The organism is Streptomyces sp. GC420 (genome assembly GCF_009916105.1).
Classification (GTDB): Bacteria; Actinomycetota; Actinomycetes; order Streptomycetales; family Streptomycetaceae; genus Streptomyces.
This window is the reverse complement of sequence record NZ_JAAAXQ010000160.1, coordinates 1-16915: the sequence shown is the minus strand read 5'-3', so window position 1 is coordinate 16915 and position 16915 is coordinate 1. Positions and strand designations below refer to the sequence as shown.

The 16915-nt window shown below is 71.9% G+C and carries 13 protein-coding genes and 2 pseudogenes; 7 read left to right on the top strand and 8 right to left on the bottom strand.

The window, feature by feature from the left end:
* Positions 1-128: pseudogene (locus GUY61_RS39215) on the top strand (DUF501 domain-containing protein); the annotation flags it as partial.
* Between the two features lie 223 nt (positions 129-351).
* Positions 352-681: pseudogene (locus GUY61_RS20245) on the top strand (Rv3235 family protein); the annotation flags it as partial.
* Positions 682-762: 81 nt separating this feature from the next.
* Here GUY61_RS20245 and secA read toward each other — a convergent pair.
* A complete protein-coding gene (secA, locus tag GUY61_RS20240) occupies positions 763-3588 on the bottom strand; it encodes a preprotein translocase subunit SecA (RefSeq protein WP_166631621.1) in 2826 nt (941 codons plus the stop codon).
* A 241-nt stretch (positions 3589-3829) separates the two neighbouring features.
* Here secA and GUY61_RS20235 point away from each other — a divergent pair, with 241 nt between their 5' ends.
* Together GUY61_RS20235 and GUY61_RS20230 are read left to right on the top strand one after the other, a co-directional pair.
* A complete protein-coding gene (locus GUY61_RS20235) occupies positions 3830-4405 on the top strand; it encodes a GNAT family N-acetyltransferase (RefSeq protein WP_166631620.1) in 576 nt (191 codons plus the stop codon).
* A 123-nt stretch (positions 4406-4528) separates the two neighbouring features.
* Positions 4529-5707, top strand: a complete 1179-nt coding sequence (locus GUY61_RS20230) for a winged helix-turn-helix domain-containing protein (protein ID WP_166631619.1) — start codon at positions 4529-4531, stop codon at positions 5705-5707.
* An 82-nt stretch (positions 5708-5789) separates the two neighbouring features.
* Here GUY61_RS20230 and GUY61_RS20225 read toward each other — a convergent pair whose 3' ends face one another.
* From GUY61_RS20225 to mtnA, 7 genes are all read right to left on the bottom strand, one after another.
* On the bottom strand, positions 5790-6584 hold the full coding sequence (locus tag GUY61_RS20225) for a response regulator transcription factor (RefSeq protein WP_166631618.1): 795 nt from the start codon (positions 6582-6584) through the stop codon (positions 5790-5792).
* A 250-nt stretch (positions 6585-6834) separates the two neighbouring features.
* On the bottom strand, positions 6835-7524 hold the full coding sequence (gene hpf / locus GUY61_RS20220) for a ribosome hibernation-promoting factor, HPF/YfiA family (protein ID WP_398956205.1): 690 nt from the start codon (positions 7522-7524) through the stop codon (positions 6835-6837).
* A gap of 347 nt (positions 7525-7871) precedes the next feature.
* On the bottom strand, positions 7872-8654 hold the full coding sequence (locus tag GUY61_RS20215; protein WP_166631616.1) for a phosphoribosyltransferase family protein: 783 nt from the start codon (positions 8652-8654) through the stop codon (positions 7872-7874).
* A gap of 87 nt (positions 8655-8741) precedes the next feature.
* Positions 8742-10577: an LpqB family beta-propeller domain-containing protein gene (locus GUY61_RS20210; RefSeq protein ID WP_313896755.1), complete on the bottom strand. Its 1836-nt coding sequence runs from the start codon at positions 10575-10577 to the stop codon at positions 8742-8744.
* A gap of 4 nt (positions 10578-10581) precedes the next feature.
* Positions 10582-12639 carry an MtrAB system histidine kinase MtrB gene (gene mtrB / locus GUY61_RS20205; protein ID WP_166631615.1) on the bottom strand — a complete coding sequence of 686 codons (2058 nt, stop codon included), beginning with the start codon at positions 12637-12639 and terminating at the stop codon, positions 10582-10584.
* 1 nt (position 12640) lies between these two features.
* Positions 12641-13330 (bottom strand): two-component system response regulator MtrA, encoded by a 690-nt coding sequence (gene mtrA, locus GUY61_RS20200; protein ID WP_208106224.1) that lies wholly within the window; start codon positions 13328-13330, stop codon positions 12641-12643.
* A 4-nt stretch (positions 13331-13334) separates the two neighbouring features.
* A complete protein-coding gene (gene mtnA / locus GUY61_RS20195; protein ID WP_166631613.1) occupies positions 13335-14483 on the bottom strand; it encodes an S-methyl-5-thioribose-1-phosphate isomerase in 1149 nt (382 codons plus the stop codon).
* A gap of 140 nt (positions 14484-14623) precedes the next feature.
* Between mtnA and GUY61_RS20190 the strand changes: the two genes are divergently transcribed.
* From GUY61_RS20190 to GUY61_RS20180, 3 genes are all read left to right on the top strand, one after another.
* The gene (locus tag GUY61_RS20190) at positions 14624-15847 is read left to right on the top strand and encodes a glycerophosphoryl diester phosphodiesterase membrane domain-containing protein (RefSeq protein WP_166631612.1); all 1224 of its coding nucleotides are present in this window, start codon (positions 14624-14626) and stop codon (positions 15845-15847) included.
* 4 nt (positions 15848-15851) lie between these two features.
* Positions 15852-16547, top strand: a complete 696-nt coding sequence (locus GUY61_RS20185; RefSeq protein ID WP_166631611.1) for a DUF4129 domain-containing protein — start codon at positions 15852-15854, stop codon at positions 16545-16547.
* The coding region (locus GUY61_RS20180) for a DUF4350 domain-containing protein (RefSeq protein WP_166631610.1) at positions 16544-16915 on the top strand (372 nt) is incomplete at its 3' end. The genes GUY61_RS20185 and GUY61_RS20180, both read left to right, overlap by 4 nt.

The following is a 16915-nucleotide window of genomic DNA, read 5'->3' as shown; positions in this document are numbered from 1 at the left end:
CCGCGCACGAGGACTACATCCGGCGGCGGGACGCCATCGAGGTGCTGGAGGGCTTCCCCAGCGCCGGCGGTATGCCGGACCGGGTCAAGTGCCTGCACGTCCTGGTCGGGCACTCGCTCGCGGCGGGCCGCCCGAACCGCCGGGGCCGCCCGAACCGCCGGCGCCGCACCCGGCGTCCGTGGATCGTCCGGCCGTCCCGGGACCGCGCCGCAGCGCCGCCGCGACCCTCGCGGCCCCGGCAGGAACCCCGGCCCCGGCCGCACCGGAGTCGTCACCGGTCCGGCCCCGGCGCCCGGGGCCGCCACCGGCCCCGGAAGCCCTCTCCCCGCCGCACACCGCCGGCTGCGCCACCCCCGCTACTGGTTCGCCGACCGGCTCCTCGCTGTCCTGAGCGGCCAGCGTCCCGTGCACTGGATGCTCGGCCACACCATCGGCGAGGCCTACGAGCAGCTGCTGCACCTCGCGCCCGGCGCGCCGCTGCGCCCCGAGGGGCGCGTGATGCCCGTCGTCCGGCACTGCGACGAGTGCAGGCCAGGACCGGGTGTCATCGAGGCCTTCGCCCGCATCGGCTCCGGCGAACGGGTGAGCGCCATGGCGTTCCGGCTGGAACTCGGGCCGGACCGGCGCTGGCGCTGCGCCGCCGTCGAGCTCGGCGGCGAACGGGTACCGGTGGACGTGTGAGCATCCCGGGGCAACGGAGACGGAGGGGCCCGGGCACCATCCGGTGCCCAGGCCCCTCCGCGCCCTTCCTCGCCGTGTCGGCTACTTCTTGCGGCGGCGGCCCGCGCTGCGCTGCGCCTTGCGGCGTTCCGCGCGCGTCATGCCGTCGCCCGAGGAGCGGGTCTGGCCGTCGCCGCTCTCGAAGTCGCCCTCGACGACGCCGCCCTCGCCGTCCACCGTCGGGGCGGAGAAGTGCAGCCGGTCGGGACGCTGCGGCGCGTCGAGGCCCTTGGCCCGGATCTCCGGACGCGCGGCACCCGCACCCGCCGGCACGGCGTCCTGCTTGTCCAGGGAGGTCTTCGCCGCGGGTTCCTCCACCGGAACCTCCTCGACCTGCTGCTCGACCTGGACCTCCAGGTTGAACAGGTAGCCGACGGACTCCTCCTTGATGCCCTCCATCATGGCGGTGAACATGTCGAAGCCCTCGCGCTGGTACTCGACCAGCGGGTCCTTCTGGGCCATCGCGCGCAGGCCGATGCCCTCCTGGAGGTAGTCCATCTCGTAGAGGTGCTCACGCCACTTGCGGTCCAGGACCGACAGGACGACGCGCCGCTCCAGCTCGCGCATGATCTCCGAGCCAAGCTGCTTCTCACGGGCGTCGTACTGCTCGTGGATGTCGTCCTTGATTGACTCGGCGATGAACTCGGCGGTCAGACCCGCGCGGTCCCCGGCGGCCTCCTCGAGCTCCTCGATGGTCACCTTCACGGGGTAGAGCTGCCTGAAGGCTCCCCACAGCCGGTCGAGGTCCCACTCCTCCGCGAAGCCCTCGGCGGTCTCCGCCTCGATGTAGGCGTCCACGGTGTCGTCCATGAAGTGGCGGATCTGCTCGTGCAGGTCCTCGCCCTCGAGCACCCGCCGCCGCTCGCCGTAGATGACCTCGCGCTGGCGGTTGAGGACCTCGTCGTACTTCAGGACGTTCTTACGGGTCTCGAAGTTCTGCTGCTCAACCTGCGACTGGGCGGAGGCGATGGCCCGGGTCACCATCTTGTTCTCGATCGGCACGTCGTCCGGGACGTTCGCCATCGCCATGACGCGCTCGACCATCTGCGCCTTGAACAGCCGCATGAGGTCGTCGCCCAGCGAGAGGTAGAAACGGGACTCGCCCGGGTCGCCCTGCCGGCCGGAACGGCCGCGGAGCTGGTTGTCGATACGGCGGGACTCGTGCCGCTCGGTGCCCAGGACGTAGAGGCCGCCGAGTTCCTTGACCTCTTCGAACTCCGCCTTGACGGCGGCCTCGGCCTTCTCCAGGGCGGTCGGCAGCGCCGCGGCCCACTCCTCGATGTGCTCCTCGGGGTCGAGGCCGCGCTGACGCAGCTCCGCCTCGGCGAGGTCGTCGGGGTTGCCGCCGAGCTTGATGTCCGTACCGCGGCCGGCCATGTTCGTCGCGACCGTCACGGAGCCCTTGCGGCCGGCCTGCGCGACGATCTGCGCCTCACGGTCGTGCTGCTTGGCGTTGAGGACCTCGTGCGGGATGCCGCGCTTGGCCAGCTGCTGCGAGAGGTACTCCGACTTCTCGACCGAAGTGGTGCCGACCAGGATCGGCTGGCCCTTCTCGTGCTTCTCGGCGATGTCCTCGACGACCGCGTCGAACTTCGCGACCTCGGTGCGGTAGATCAGGTCCGACTGGTCCTTGCGGACCATCGGCCTGTTGGTCGGGATCGGGACCACGCCGAGCTTGTAGATCTGGTGGAACTCGGCGGCCTCGGTCATCGCCGTACCGGTCATGCCGGACAGCTTGTCGTACAGGCGGAAGAAGTTCTGCAGGGTGATCGTGGCGAGGGTCTGGTTCTCGTCCTTGATGTCCACCCCTTCCTTCGCCTCGATCGCCTGGTGCATGCCCTCGTTGTAGCGGCGGCCGGCGAGGATACGGCCGGTGTGCTCGTCGACGATCATGACTTCGCCGTCGATGACGACGTAGTCCTTGTCCTTCTTGAAGAGTTCCTTGGCCTTGATGGCGTTGTTGAGGTAACCGACGAGCGGGGTGTTCACCGACTCGTAGAGGTTGTCGATGCCCAGCCAGTCCTCGACCTTGGCGACGCCGGACTCGTGGATGGCGACGGTGCGCTTCTTCTCGTCGACCTCGTAGTCGCCGGTCTCCTCGATGCCCTTGAGGGGGTTGCCGGGCTCGCCGCGCTTGAGCCGGACGACCAGCTTGGCGAAGTCTCCGTACCACTTCGTGGCCTGGTCCGCGGGACCCGAGATGATCAGTGGCGTACGGGCCTCGTCGACCAGGATCGAGTCGACCTCGTCGACGATGGCGAAATTGTGGCCGCGCTGGACGAGCTCGTCCTTGGACCAGGCCATGTTGTCGCGCAGATAGTCGAAGCCGAACTCGTTGTTCGTACCGTAGGTGATGTCGCAGTTGTACTGCTCGCGGCGCTGCGCCGGGGTCATGTTGGCGAGGATGCAGCCCACCGTCAGGCCGAGGAACTTGTGCACCCGGCCCATCAGTTCGGAGTCGCGCTCCGCGAGGTAGTCGTTGACCGTGATGAGGTGTACGCCCTTGCCGGACAGCGCGTTCAGGTACGCCGGCAGGGTGCCGACGAGGGTCTTGCCCTCACCGGTCTTCATCTCCGCGACGTATCCGAGGTGGAGGGCGGCACCGCCCATCAGCTGGACGTCGTAGTGACGCTGGCCGAGGACTCGCTTGGCGGCTTCGCGTACGGTCGCGAAGGCCTCGGGGAGCAGGTCGTCCAGGCTCTCGCCGTCGGCGTAGCGCTCCTTGTACTCATCGGTGAGGGCGCGCAGCTCGGCGTCGGAGAGGTTGACGAAGTCCTCTTCGATGGAGTTGACCTGGTCCGCGATGCGGTGCAGTTTCCGCAGGATCTTGCCTTCGCCTGCACGCATGAGCTTGTTGAAGACGGACACGTGGGCTGGTCTCCTTGCCGGTCGGGCCTGGCGCTTGGGGTGCGCGGGCACGACGGGATCAGTCCCCGCCGCAACGGCCATCGTAAGCGAGGACCGGCCCGCGCCGGGAGGTCCGCACACACGAAGGCCGGGTGTCACCCGCTCTGGACAACGCTCGGGACGCCCCGAAGGTGCCGGGCCGGACGGCAACCTTTCCGCAAATGCATTCGCACCGACCCGTCACGGCGACCAGAATTCCCGCATGGAGCCGGTCACCCTCACCACCGATCACCTGCTGCTGCGCCCGCCGGGACCCGCCGACACCGACGCCACCCACGCGGCTTGTCAGGATCCTGACATCCAGCGCTGGACCGCCGTCCCCTCTCCGTATCTGAGGGATCACGCCGCGTCCTTTCTCGGCCAGGACGTCCCCGACGGCTGGCGCAACGACACGGCGTTCAGCTTCGCCGCCTTCCTGAGGGAGGAGCCCTCGGCGCTCGTCGCGATGGCCGGGGTCACCCGGCGGGAGGGCGCCACCGCCGAGATCGGGTTCTGGGCGGTCAAGGAGCACCGCGGCCGCGGCCACGTCGTCGAGACAGTGCGGACCCTGGCCCGCTGGGCCTTCACCGAGGCAGGCGTCTGCCGGCTGGAGTGGCGCGCGGAGGCCGGCAACCTGGCCTCGCGGGCGGTGGCCGAGAAGGCGGGCTTCACGATGGAGGGGACCCTGCGCGCGGCGATCGTGCACCGCGGCACGCTGCGCGACTGCTGGGTCGCGTCGCTGCTCCCGTCCGACCTGGGACTGGCCCCGGCCTTCGCGTACCTGCCCGCACGGGACTGACCGCGGCCCGTCCGACCGACGCCGCCGGCCCGGCCGACACGTCCGGTCCGGCTGTTCCGGCTGTTCCGGCTGTTCCGCACAGCGCGGACACGACTGTCAGTGCCGCGCACTATCGTGCCCGGCATGACCAGTCTGCAGTCGCCGCCCACACTGGAACTGTCCGCCGACGAGGCCAGGCGAACGGTCCTGCGCGCCCAGGGATTCCTCGGCGCCCCCGACCGCAGGGCCGGGGTGCGGGGCGTGCTGCGTTCCCTGGGCTCGGTGCAGCTCGACACGATCTCCGTGCTGGCCCGTTCCCACGAACTCGTTCCGTACGCACGGCTCGGCGCCGTCGGCCGCGGGGCCGTCGAGTCGGCGTACTGGACGCAGACGCACGCCTTCGAGTACTGGTCGCACGCCGCCTGCATCCTCCCGATCGAGGAGTGGCCGCTGTTCGCCTTCCGCCGCCGGGCCTACCGCGCCCGCCCGCAGTGGTACCACGAGCTGGCGGGCGGGGTCTACGACAGGGTGATCAAGCAGCTGCGCGACGAAGGCCCGCTGACGGCCACGGAGTTGGGCGGCGCGAAGAACGGCGGCCCTTGGTGGGACTGGTCGGAGGCGAAGGTCGCCGTCGAGCGGGCCCTGATGTACGGCGACGTGGTGTGCGTGGAGCGCCGCGGCTGGAAGCGGGTGTACGACCTGGCGGAGCGCGCCGTGCCCGGGGAGCTGCTGCACGACGACCTCGACGAGAGGGAGTGCGTGCGGCGGCTGGTCGAGCAGGCGGGGGCCGCGATGGGCGTGGCGACCCGGGCCGACCTCGCGGACTACCACCGGCTCAAAGCCGAGCAGGTCGACGCTGTCCTGCCGGACTCGGGCCTGGTCCCGGTGGTGGTCGAGGGCTGGGGCAGGCCCGCCTGGGCACATCCGACGGCCCTGGAGTCGGCGCCGCGCGGCCGGCACCGCACAACGCTGCTGTCGCCGTTCGACTCCCTGATCTGGGACCGTCCCCGCACCGAGCGGATCTTCGGTTTCACACACCGCCTGGAGGCGTACGTCCCCAAGCCGAAGCGGGTCCACGGCTACTTCGCGATGCCGCTGCTCGCCGGCGGGCGCCTGGTGGGCCGGGTCGATCCGGCGCGGGACGGCAGGACGCTGGTGGCCCGGCAGCTCTCGGTCGAGAACCGCAGGGCGGTCGAGCCGATGGCCCAGGCCCTGGCCGAGGCCGCCTCGTGGGTGGACTGCACCGACGTACGGGTGGAGCGCATGGACCGGGAGGAACTGCGCGGGCCGCTGGCCGCCGCGCTGGCGCGGATCCTCGGCTAGCCGCGACCGGCGGGTCCCGGCCGCCCGTCACCGGTCACCCGCCACCGGTCACCCGTGACCGGTCGCCGGTCGCCGGTCGCCGTCAGCGGATCTCGAGGATCTTCTCCCGCATCGCGTACACCACGGCCTCCATCCTGGAGTGCAGCTGCAGCTTCTCCAGGATGTTGCGCACATGGTTCTTGACGGTGTTCTCGGAGATGAACAGCTGCTTGGCGATGTCCCGGTTGTTCATGCCCGTGGCCACGAGCTTGAGCACTTCGAGTTCACGGTCGGTCAGCCGGGGAGCGGGCACCAGCCGCCGTTCGTCGGTGCGCTGGATCATCGACTTGAACTCGGTGAGCAGCTTTGACGCCATGGACGGGCTGATCTGCGACTGGCCGTCCATGACGGCACGGATGGCGGTGGCCACCTCGTCGGTGGAGATCTCCTTGAGGAGATAGCCCGTCGCCCCGGCCTTGATCGCGTCGTAGAGGTCGGCCTCCTCGTCGCTGATCGTCAGCATGATGATCTTCGCGCTGGGGGCGACCTCCTTGATCGAGGTGCACGCCTCGATACCGCCGCGCCTGGGCATCCGCACGTCCATGAGCACGATGTCGGGAAGCAGGTCGGCGGCCTTGTCCACGGCCTCCGCGCCGTCGCCGGCCTCCCCCACGACCTGGATGTCCTCCTCGGCGTGCAGGACGATCTCCAGTCCCCGGCGGAAGAGCGCGTGGTCGTCGACCACGAGGACCCGGATCGGTTCCCTGCGCGGTCCGGCCGGATCCCGGGACGCCCCGGAGTCCGGCGAGTCCGCCGGGCCCGGGCCGACGTGCGCGCCGGGGCCGGCGGCGGCGCCGACTCGTCCGCCGCCGTGCACCGGACCGAAGCTGTCCGCCATCGTTCCTCCCCCTGAGGCCGTGGCCCGAAGGTCGCATGCTGCGCCAACGGGGCTCCGCTGCGCACCGATTGGCCTGCACCGCCATGATTTCATGCCCGGGCGGTTGTGCGGCTCTCCCGCCGGGGCCCGCGGTCGCACGGACGGTCGCACGAGGGTGCCCCCGGGGTGCACGGGCACACCAGGGGCACCACCATCGGTCAGTACGTCGCGCACTGCTCGTATGTTCAACCGGTCCGGCCGTCGGACCAGGTCAGCCGCCCAGCGCCCCGCCGGCGCCGCGCGGTGCCTCGGCGACCATCGGGTCGGTCTTGAGGCGGATCACGCCGTAGTCGTAGGCGTGCCGCCGGTAGACGACGCTGGGTTCCTTCGTCTCGGAGTCCACGAACAGATAGAAGTCGTGCCCGACCAGTTCCATCTCGTACAGCGCCTGGTCGAGAGACATGGGCGCGGCCGTGTGGTTCTTCTCCCGTACCACCAGCGGGCCTTCGCCCTCCACCTCCAGCGGGCCCACCCTCATCTTGGGCACCTGCGTGCGGGCTTCGGCGGAGGTCTCCAGGCCGGTCCCGTTCAGCGCGGCGGCCTCGGGCACCCTGTCGGCCACCTCGGAGGCCGGGATGCGGCCGTTGCCGCGTCGGGTGTGGCGCTTGTCGTGGGCCTTGCGCAGCCGCGCCTCCAGCTTGCTCGTGGCCAGGTCGAGTGCCGCGTACGGGTCGGCGGCAGAAGCCTCCGCCCGGATCGCGGGGCCGCGGGAGTGCATGGTGATCTCCACGCGGTCGCAGCGGTCGGCCTGACGCGGATTGTGTTCCTTGGACACCTCGACGTCGACACTGATCACTTTGGCATCGAGCTTCTGGATCTTGTCCAGCTTCAGCTTCTCGGCCACATGCTTGCGGAACCGCTCGGGTACCTCTGTCTTGCGGCCCTTGACGACGATGTCCACGCAGAACTCCGTTCCCGGATCGTTCCGCCCGGCCGGCGGAACGCTTCCCTTGTGCACCAGGCCCCGGTGTTCTCCGGAGCCTCGGACTTGGCGACGTTCACCTCCTCCTCCCCAGTCGGCAAGATCGCCACCCCACCGGGCCGGCCTCCCGGCACGGACCACCGCGACCGGAACTCCCCCAGGCAGCACTGCCGGACATGTAGGTCATAGCGTCAGCCATTCCTCACAACCGAACATAGCTCTCCGGGCCGGTTGTCGGCACCCTCTACCGGGTCGTACCTCCGATGAAGTGCATTCTCACGTCTACCACCAGCAACGTTCCAAGATTCCTCTGGGTTCCGGTTTATTTATCCGAATGCCCTGGCAGTCGCCGCCACCACGGCGGCGGTCACGGGCGCGCCCCCGGGCCGCACCGCCCGCACGGCCCGCGCCGCCTCCGCCAGCGACGCGCCGGTCGTCATCAGGTCGTCCACCAGGACCACCCGCGCGTCCGCCGGCAATCGCGCGGTCCCCGCCACGGCCTCCAGCGCCCCGGAAAGGTTCGCCAGCCTCTGCCGGGCGCCCAGCCCGGACTGGTCGGCCACCCGGCGGCGCTGCCGCAGTACGGCCGTCACCCGGGCCGGGGTCCCTCCCCGGCGCAGCTCGGCCGAGGCCGCGAGCGCGATCCTGCGCGCCGGGTCGTGGCCGCGGGCACGCACCGCGCGCCGCGCGGACGGCACCGGCACGAGCAGCAGGGCACGCCCGGGCACAGGGCCCGCCACGGGCCCCGCCCCTCCCGCAGGCCCCGCCCCTCCCGCAGGCTCCGGCAGTACGGTGTCACCGCCGCCCTCGCCCCACGAAGCCGTACCCGAGCGCACCGCGGCGGCCAGAGCGCACCCGAGCACCCCGGCGAGGCCCAGCGCGCCCCGTTCCTTGTGTGCGAGCAGCAGGGACCGGGCCCGGCCCTCGTACACGGCCGCCGCGTGCACCGCCGGCAGACCGGGCGGCTCCGGATCGGGGCGCACCCGGACCGGCGCCCGGCCGCACAGCGCCGCATGGCAGGCCTCGCACAGGGGTGTACGCGGCGCGCCGCACCCCTCGCAGTCGGACGGCAGCACCAGGTCGGTGAAGTCCCGCCACCACCCGCGCACGGACATCACTGTGCCCGGCCGGGCACCGGCGGGCCACCCCTGTGGACAACCGCAGGCCGCGGCGCCGCGGCCGGAGGTCACCGCGGGTCAGCCGGGATAGACGGGGGCCGATCCGTCCTTGACCACGGTCTTCCAGTTGTCGCCCGGGGGCAGGCGCACGATGCCGTCCTCGTCGGAGTGCGCCACCAGGGGCAGCCGCTCGTCCTCGGACGCTGCGATCGCGGTCACCCGGTTGACGCCCGGCAGCATCCCGGCGGTCGAGGACGATGACGTCGAGCCGTCGGTCTGTACGTAACGCAGCTGCTGTACGCCGCCCGACTCGCGCCCGGCCACGACCAGACGGCTGTTGCCCGCCCAGGACATAGCCGTGACCTCGGACATCCGCGGAGCGACCTCGCGGAGGTCGGTCACCACGATCTGCGACTGCTGGCCCGAGGGCCCGGAGGGCCGGCTCTCGACCCGGCCTATCCTCAGGGACGTCCGGTCCCCCTCGCGCACCAGCAGCGCGATCCGCACACCGTCGGCCGCCACCCGCAGCGACTCGACGCGCGCGTCCGCGCCGAGGCCGTCGACCTCCACCTCCTCGGGCGCGTCGGTGCCGCCGGGCAGGCGCAGCAGCCGGGGGCCGGCCGGGTCCCGGTCGGCGACCCACAGATCACCGTTGCCGTCCCAGCTCGGGGCGGTGAGCCGCTCGGACGGCTTCCCGCCGGCGCTCCTCACCAAGGGCTCGCCCAGTTCGCCCGCGGCGACCACGGAGGCCGTGTACAGCTCGCGCCCGTCGTCGGTGACGGCCGCGGCGCGCTGCTCGTCGCGCGCGACGCCGACCGTGCCGACCTTGAATTCGCCCTCGCCGAAGGGCCCCTGCACCACGTCGGGGGTGCTGCTGCTCTCGGGGAGGCGCACCAGGCGGTGCTCCGCGTTCACGAAGTACTGGTAGTCGGGCCGCCCTGCGGACCGGTTGGGCGCGCTCGCGTCGGCCTGGTCGGCGGCAAGGACGCACAGTTGCGAGCCGTTGGACCGCTCCAGCTCCACCTGTTCGATCCGCGACGCGGTCAGGTCACGCAGCGTGAACATCAGCTGCGTCGCCATCTTCTTGCACTGGCTGGGACCGGCCTGCGACGCCTTGCCGTTCAGCGGCACTGTCAGCGCGCTGTTGTCGTCCAGCGCGAGTGTCCTGACGCCCTTCTTCAGTGTCGAGCCCGCGGGGAAACTCGAGGAGACCACGGGCGCCAGCCAGCTGGTCGGGCCCTCGAGGAGCGCCCTGACCGTCTCGGTCACCGGGTCTATCTGCTGGCGCACGTAGACGGGGTCGGCGACCAGCCAGTCCTGGGTGGCGGGCGAGGAACCGTGCGCGAAGTAGTACTTGTTGATCGACTGATAGAGCCGGGTGAAGTCGGACTGGCCGAGCACGACGCCCTGCGGCAGACGGTCGATGCGCCACTGGCCCTTCTCCTTCACGAGGCTGACGCCCTCGTTGTACTCGCCCTCGGCCGGGTGGTACGCGTGGTGCTCGTCCACCCTCGCGATCTCCTCGCCCCGGAGGCTGTAGGAGAAGACGTCGTCCACGCGGTCCGCGTTGGCCAGTGGCTGCGGGTTCGGCCCGTCGGCCAGGACGGTGGTCAGCCGGTCCGGCTCCCAGGTCCTTCGCGCCTTGACGGTGAGGTACTTCTTGGCCGTGTCGAACCGGGGCTCGGTGCCGGTCGTCGCCTCCAAAAAGCCCGTGACGATCTCCTCGGGCTGAGCACCCTCGCGCGGTGGCATCCCGAAGACCCGAACCTGGGTGTCTGCGCGCTGGGAACCCTCCACCTGACGCACCTCGCCGCTGTCCGGCATCGAGGCGCAGCCGGCCAGGAGCAGCCCGCCGCAGCCCAGCGCCGCCGCGCGCAAGGCTCGTCCGCGGCCCCGCCGCCGCTCAGCACCCACGACCTCAGTCCTCCCGATCCTGATCCCCGTGTCCCGCGTCCCCGCCCCGCGTACCCCGTTCCGCCGGCCGCGCCACGACCCTCGCCCCGTTGCCGGGCAGGGCCGTGGGGTCGGCGGCGGGTATGTCGGTCGGCCCCGGCCTGGGCGGCAGGGGTGACCTCGGGGGCACGGGCGGCGCGGGGCGCTCCGCCGCCGCGTTGCGCGGTACGGCGGCGAGCCGGCCCGTCCCGCGGCCCGTGCTTCCCCCGATGCCGGTGCTGCCCGCCGGGCCGCCGGGCCGTCCCGCGGCCTCGTTGAGGCCCCGGTTGCGGCGGGAATCGTCCGGCTCCAGGGGGACGGGGGAGCCGCGCAGCGGCTCGTCCGCGGTACGCGGCAGGGTGAGCCGGAACTGCGAGCCGCCGCCCGGCTCGCCCCATGCCTGCAGCCAGCCGCCGTGCAGCCGTGCGTCCTCGAGCGCGATGGACAGCCCGAGCCCGGTGCCGCCCGTCGTACGGGCCCGGGCGGGGTCGGCCCGCCAGAACCGGTTGAAGACCCGGGTCGCCTCTCCCGGCTTCAGGCCCACGCCGTAGTCGCGCACCGCGACCGCGACGGCGCCGCCCGCCGATGCGAGGCTCACCACCACGTCCTTGCCCTCGCCGTGTTCCACGGCGTTGACGACGAGGTTGCGCAGCACCCGCTCCACGCGCCGGGCGTCGGCCTCGGCGATGACGGGCTGCTCGTCGCCCACGACCCTGATCCGGCCGCCCTTGCGCTCGGCCAGCGGTTCGGCACCCTCGATGACACGGCGCACGACCTCGCGCAGATCGATCGGTTCGGCCTCCAGCGCCGCGGCGCCGGCGTCGAAGCGGCTGATCTCCAGCAGGTCCGCCAGCAGCGACTCGAAGCGGTCCAGCTGCCCGGCGAGCAGTTCCGCGGAGCGCGCCGTCACCGGGTCGAAGGTGTCGCGGGCCTCGTGGATGACGTCCGCCGCCATCCGTACGGTCGTCAGCGGTGTGCGCAGCTCGTGCGAGACGTCGGAGACGAACCGCCGCTGCATCCTCGACAGTTCCTCCAGCTGCTGGATCTTCAGCTGGAGGTTCTGCGCCATCTTGTTGAACGCCTCACCGAGCCGTGCGATGTCGTCCTCGCCGGAGACCTTCATGCGCTCCTGCAGCCGCCCCAGGGACAGCCGCTCGGCGATCCCCGCCGCCATCCGCACCGGAGTGACGACCTGCCGCACCACGACCCAGGCGATGGCCCCCAGCAGGACCACGACGAACAGGCCCGCGGTGGCCAGGGTGCCCTTGACCAGGCTGAGCGACTTCTCCTCCTGGGTCAGCGGGAAGAGGTAGTAAAGCTGGTAGGCGTTGCCGTTGATGTCGTTGAGCCGTTTGCCGACGACCAGCGCGGGCTCGGGGGCCCTGGCCTCGCTGTCGTACTTGATCTGCGCGTACTGCTGGAAGGCGCCGGTGCCCTCGTCGAGCGACCTGCGCAGTTCCTCCGGGATACTGGCCGTCGCGTCCACCCCGCCGGATGCGCGCGGGCCGCGCGTGCCCGCGTTCTCACCAGCGGACTTGGCCCCCAGGGTGACCACGTTGAAGGCGCCCTGACCGCCGCTCGCCAGCTCCTCGACGAGGTTGGACAGCCAGGTGGCGCTCTGCGCCTTCTGCCCGTCGGCGGCCCCGCCGCCCTCCTCGGTGCGCGTGGCCTTCTCCTGGGCGACGGTGAAACCACCCCCGGCCTGGCTCTGCGCGGCCTTCTCCTTGGCGTCGAGGAGACCGTTGCGCACCTGGCCGATGACGACGAAACCGAGCAGCAGGACGACGCCCAGCGACATCAGCAGGGTCGTGGCCACCACCCGCAACTGGATGTTGCGCCGCCACAGGCGCACCGCAGGCAGCAGCGGGCGCCGCAGCCAGCGCGCGGCGGGCCGCAGCACAGGGCCGCCCGGGGTCGCGTCGTTGAACAGTCCCCCGCGCATCAGATGCTCGAAGCGGGAGATCCGCCGGTCCGCGGGCCCGGCAGGCCGCCCCGCCCGGGCACCCGGCTCCCCGGGCCGCGGAGCGGCGCCGTGCCCGGTCATCTCAGTTCGGTCCCGCCTTGTAACCCACGCCGCGCACGGTCACCACGATCTCCGGACGCTCGGGGTCCCTCTCGACCTTGGAGCGCAGCCGCTGGACGTGCACGTTGACCAGCCGCGTGTCCGCGGCGTGGCGGTAGCCCCACACCTGCTCCAGCAGCACCTCGCGGGTGAAGACCTGCCAGGGCTTGCGCGCGAGCGCGACCAGCAGGTCGAACTCCAGCGGGGTCAGCGCGATGGACTGGCCGTCGCGCTTGACCGAGTGGCCCGCCACGTCGATGACCAGGTCACCGATGGTGAGCTGCTCCGGCGCGGGCTCCTCGGACCTGCGCAGCCTCGCCCGGATACGGGCCACCAGTTCCTTCGGCTTGAACGGCTTGACGATGTAGTCGTCGGCGCCGGACTCCAGCCCGACCACCACGTCCACGGTGTCGCTCTTGGCGGTGAGCATCACGATCGGCACACCGGACTCGGCCCGGATGAGGCGGCACACCTCGATGCCGTCCCTCCCCGGCAGCATCAGGTCGAGCAGAACGAGGTCGGGTTTGGCCTCCCGGAATGCTGCGAGTGCCTTGTCGCCGTCCGCTACGAACGACGGCTCGAACCCTTCACCACGCAGCACAATGCCGAGCATCTCGGCGAGTGCCGTGTCGTCGTCGACGACAAGGACGCGTCCCTTCATAAACGACATCATCCCATTAGCTAATCGTTACCTGGCGTGACCTGGCGCACAGATCCGCCAGACCCTCCCCTGTCACGGGCGAAACGGCACCCCACTCCGTGACCACCGCGGTCACCAGCTCCGGCGGCGTCACGTCGAATGCCGGATTATGTACCTGCGTCCCCAACGGCGCCACCGGCATCCCCCCGCCCGCTTCCGCACCCGGCCTCGCGAACTGCGGAGCCGTCACCTCCGTCACCTCGTGACCCGCGCGCTGCTCGACCTCGATCGAGGCCCCGTCCGGGGTCTCCAGGTCGATCGTGGTCGTCGGCGCCACCACCAGGAACGGCACATGGTGGTACTTGGCCAACACTGCCAGCGGGTAGGTGCCGACCTTGTTCGCGACCGAGCCGTCCGCCGCGATCCGGTCCGCGCCCACGAGCACGGCGTCCACCTCGCCCGCCGCGAACAGCGAACCCGCCGCGTTGTCGGTGAGCAGCGTGTACGCCATCCCATTGCGCGCGGCCTCGTACGCCGTCAGCCGTGAACCCTGCAGCAGCGGCCTCGTCTCGTCAACCCACAACCGGCGCAGCCGCCCGCGCCGGTGCGCCGCCAGGGCCACCGCGAAGGCCGTGCCCTCACCGCCCGAGACCAGTGCCCCGGTGTTGCAGTGGGTGAGCACCCGGTGGCTTCCGCCGGGCAACAGCTCGTCGAGCAGCGCCAGGCCGTACTCGGCCATCCGCGCACTGGCCTCGGCGTCCTGCCGCTGCAGCGCCCGCGCCGTGGCGAGCGCGGCCCGGGCCGCCGCCTGCTGGTCGGCCCCGCCCTCCAGCGCCTTGTGGTACGCCTCGGCCGCGATCCGTACCCCGAACGACAGGTTCACCGCGGTGGGCCTCGCGTTGGCCAGCGACTCCACCGCGTCGTCCACGTCGAAACCGCGGACGGCGGCCAGGGCGACCCCGTACGCCCCGGCGATTCCCAGGAGCGGCGCTCCCCGCACCGCCAGCGTGTGGATCGCCTGCACCAGGGCAGGCACATCCGTACAGACCAGCTCGACCTCCTCGGTGGGCAGCCGGGTCTGGTCCAGGAGCACCACCACAGGACCCTCGGGTGGTTCTTCCCAGCGCAGTGCCGAAAGCGCCGGCACCGGTCCACCCGCCGAGGAACGCGCAATTTGATCAGCCATTCGCCCAGTCTGCCTCCTGCACCACCGACAATTGAAGGAACGCAGGCGAGACAGGGCCCGGCACGCCCGAACGCACGCCGTGGCACGATGGCAGCCGAGCTGCCGCCGCACCCGCGGACAGGCACTGTGAAGGAGCGACGATGAACGACTCTCCGGGCTGGGCCTCGCCCGGATCTGCCCCCGACGGCCAGGGCACGGGCTCCTCCGGTTCCCCGGGCCCCGAGGACCTCCGGGACCGGGCGCCGCAGTGGTCCAAGGAGCAGCCGCCGCCCGGGCAGTGGTCCTCCCCCGGTGCCCCCGCACCGGGCCCGGAGCAGCAGCCGGGCCCCGCGGCCGGCTGGGGCGGGCAGCAGGGCGCGCCGGGCGGCTGGGGCGGCCAGTGGAACCAGCCCCCGGCGGCGGCGAAGCCCGGAGTCATCCCGCTGCGGCCGCTCGGCGTCGGCGAGATCCTCGACGGCGCCGTGTCCACCATGCGCACCTACTGGCGCACGGTGCTCGGCATCTCCCTGGCCGTCGCCGTGGTCACGGAGGTCGCCATCGTCCTGCTTCAGGGACTGGTCCTCAACGACAACGAGCTCAACAGCACCCTGGAGAATCCCGACGCCAGTCTCAGCGAGCTCTACGACGCCCTCGGAACGGCCCTCGCCGGGAGCGCCGTCGTCGGCGTGGTGACGCTGCTCGGCATGCTCGTCGCGACCGCCATGCTCACCATGGTGATCAGCAGGGCGGTCCTCGGGCGGTCCGTCTCCGCGGGCGAGGCCTGGCGCAGCGCACGGCCGCGGCTGCTCCGCCTGCTCGGACTGACCCTGGTGCTGCCGCTCATCGGCGCCGGCATCGTCACCGTCGGCGTACTGCCGGGTGTGCTCGTCGAGTCCGCGGGGCTCACCGTCGTGGGTCTTCTCGCCGCGGCCGTCGTCGCCCTGTGGCTGATGATCCGCTTCAGCCTCGCCTCGCCCGCGCTGATGCTGGAGAGGCAGGGCATCACGAAGTCCATGAGCCGGTCCGCGAAGCTCGTGCGCGGTTCCTGGTGGCGTGTCTTCGGCATCCAACTGCTCGCCACGGTCATCGCCTACATCATCTCCGCGATCATCGCCATCCCCTTCACCGTCCTCGCGATCCTGTTCGGCGGAGAGGGCTTCAGCGGCTTCATGGAGGGCTCCGGAGGCGTCGGCTGGACCTTCCTCGTCATCAGCGGCATCGGCGCCGTGATCGGCTCCACGCTCACCTTCCCGATCACCGCCGGAGTGGTCGCCCTGCTGTACATCGACCAGCGCATCCGGCGCGAGGCCCTCGACCTCGAACTCGCCCGCGCCGCCGGCCTCACCGAATACGGCACTCCCGCCGACCGCGCGCCGGGGAGCTGACCGCGTGACCGTGTCGGGGGGCGCCATCACGGCGGCACGGGCAGTGCTGCGCACCGAGGACGAACCACCGGTGACGGTGCCGCGCGTCCCGGCCCGCGAGGCGGCCGAGCGCGAGCTGACCAAGCCGATGTACCACGAGAACGATCCGAGCCTCTTCCAGCGCGCCCTGGACCGCTTCTGGGAGTGGGTCGGTGAACTCTTCGGCGCCGCCTCGGGAGCCGCACCCGGGGGCGGGGTCGGCCTGCTCGTGATCGCGCTGGTCGCCGCCCTGCTCGTCGCCGTCCTGTGGTGGCGGCTCGGCGCTCCCCGCCGCGCACCCGGCTCCGCGGGCGGCACGCTCTTCGAGGACCGCCCGCGCAGCGCCGCGGAACACCGCAACGCCGCCGAGGGGCACGCCGCGCAGCAGCGCTGGAACGAGGCGGTCCAGGAACGGATGAGGGCCATCGTCCGCTCCCTCGAGGAACGCGCTCTCCTCGACGACAGGCCCGGCCGCACCGCCGACGAGGCCGCGGCCGAGGCGGGTCGTCCCCTGCCCGGCCACGCCGACCGGCTGCGCGCCGCAGCCCGCACCTTCGACGACGTCACGTACGGCGGCCGCACCGCCGACGAGGCGGCATACCACCGCCTGCGTGAACTCGACCGGGACGTGGAACGGACGAGGCCACGCCTCAGCGAGGCAGTCCGGGGAGCCGCCGGATGACCGCCGCCACCACGATCTCTCCCTCGGCCGCCGCCGACGCCCGGCGTCTGTGGCTTCGCGGCCGCGGGCTCCTGCTGGGTCTCGTCGTCCTGCTCGCCGCCGCCGTCGCCATGGCCGCCGTACGCTCCGGTGAGAAGCACGGACTGCTCGACCCGCGCTCCGCCGACCGCTACGGCAGCCGGGCCGTCGCCGAACTCCTCGGCGACCGCGGCGTCACCACCCGCGTCGTCACCACCACGGCCGACGCCACGGCCGCCGCCGGGTCCGACACCACGCTCCTCGTCGCGACACCCGATCTGCTCACCGAGGCCCAGCAGCGGTCCCTGCGCGCCGCCACCCGGACCTCCGGCGGACGCACCGTCCTGCTC

Coding starts and splice junctions, on each gene's coding strand:
- GUY61_RS20235 (WP_166631620.1), top strand. CDS start 3,830: ATGGAGCCGGTCACCCTCACCACCGATCACCTGCTGCTGCGCCCGCCG.
- GUY61_RS20230 (WP_166631619.1), top strand. CDS start 4,529: ATGACCAGTCTGCAGTCGCCGCCCACACTGGAACTGTCCGCCGACGAG.
- GUY61_RS20225 (WP_166631618.1), bottom strand. CDS start 6,584: ATGGCGGACAGCTTCGGTCCGGTGCACGGCGGCGGACGAGTCGGCGCC.
- mtrB (WP_166631615.1), bottom strand. CDS start 12,639: ATGACCGGGCACGGCGCCGCTCCGCGGCCCGGGGAGCCGGGTGCCCGG.
- mtrA (WP_208106224.1), bottom strand. CDS start 13,330: ATGATGTCGTTTATGAAGGGACGCGTCCTTGTCGTCGACGACGACACG.
- mtnA (WP_166631613.1), bottom strand. CDS start 14,483: ATGGCTGATCAAATTGCGCGTTCCTCGGCGGGTGGACCGGTGCCGGCG.
- GUY61_RS20190 (WP_166631612.1), top strand. CDS start 14,624: ATGAACGACTCTCCGGGCTGGGCCTCGCCCGGATCTGCCCCCGACGGC.